The sequence below is a fragment of the Acinetobacter sp. AG1 genome (assembly GCF_001005525.1).
GTDB lineage: Bacteria > Pseudomonadota > Gammaproteobacteria > Pseudomonadales > Moraxellaceae > Acinetobacter > Acinetobacter modestus.
On sequence record NZ_LBMZ01000003.1, the window covers coordinates 1 to 1,040 of the forward strand.

1 protein-coding gene is annotated in these 1,040 nt (G+C 38.0%); it reads right to left on the minus strand.

Annotated features, from left to right (window positions below):
- On the minus strand, positions 1 to 747 hold a 747-nt coding region (locus AAV96_RS00015), incomplete at its 3' end, for an MFS transporter (RefSeq protein ID WP_046737816.1).
- Positions 748 to 1,040: the final 293 nt, after the last annotated feature.

Genomic DNA, 1,040 nt, shown 5'->3' on the forward strand with positions numbered 1-1,040 from the left:
AATCCAAACACGATAGTTACGAGCAGCTTGCATCAAGATAGCAACACCACCTTTTTTGCCACTACCAACTTCAACGCCATTTGCGCGTAATTCTTTAAAGTCACCTTGAGGGCAATCTTGAGTTAGTTTCCAATAAAGTACACCAACAATTACCATCATAATGCCAGGTACAAGTAAAGCGATTCTCCAACCCATTGCTTGTTCAACGCCAAACATCACAATTGCACCGAGAATTAATGGCATGATTGCTTGTGTTGCACCTCCACCCGCATTTCCCCAACCTGCAGAAGCCGCATTTGCTGTGCCGACAACATTAGGTGCAAACATGACACTGGTGTGATATTGAGTGATGACAAAGCTTGCACCAATAGCACCAATTAAGAGACGGAAAAACAAGAACGATTCATAAGTATTTGCTGCTGCAACACCGAAAACAGGGATACTGCCAAGAATGAGAAGAGCAGTGTAGGTTTTGCGTGGTCCATACTTGTCACAGAGTGGACCAACAATGAGTCGGATCAGAATTGTGATTGCAACCGCAGCGATATTGATGTTTGCGATTTGGTCTTTGGTTAGATTAAATTCACCTTTGATGACTGGCATTAATGGTGCACAAGCAAACCAAGCGAAGAAACATACAAAGAATGCGAGCCAAGTCATATGAAAAGCACGCATGGCAGGCGTTGAAAAGCTAAATAATTTTATTTCAGTTGCTTTTTTAGCATTTAGATTCATTTTTGAAGACATAACCTTCCCCTGAACTGAACGAAATATATTTTTGCTATGCAATATTTCTGCATACACAAACCGAACAGAACGGACTTCATTGGCCGTCAGCAAATTTTTTATGAATCGTCGTTGATTCATGATGCTTGTTACTAAGCAAGGGGCGTGCCAAAAAATAAATTTGATCAAAATTTAAAATTAACTCTATAATTATAAATATATAATTATATTAGAAATATTATTTCTATTTATGGGTGTTATTTATCAATGAATCTCATATGCTTTATTGATATTTATGTTTCTTCATTATTTCG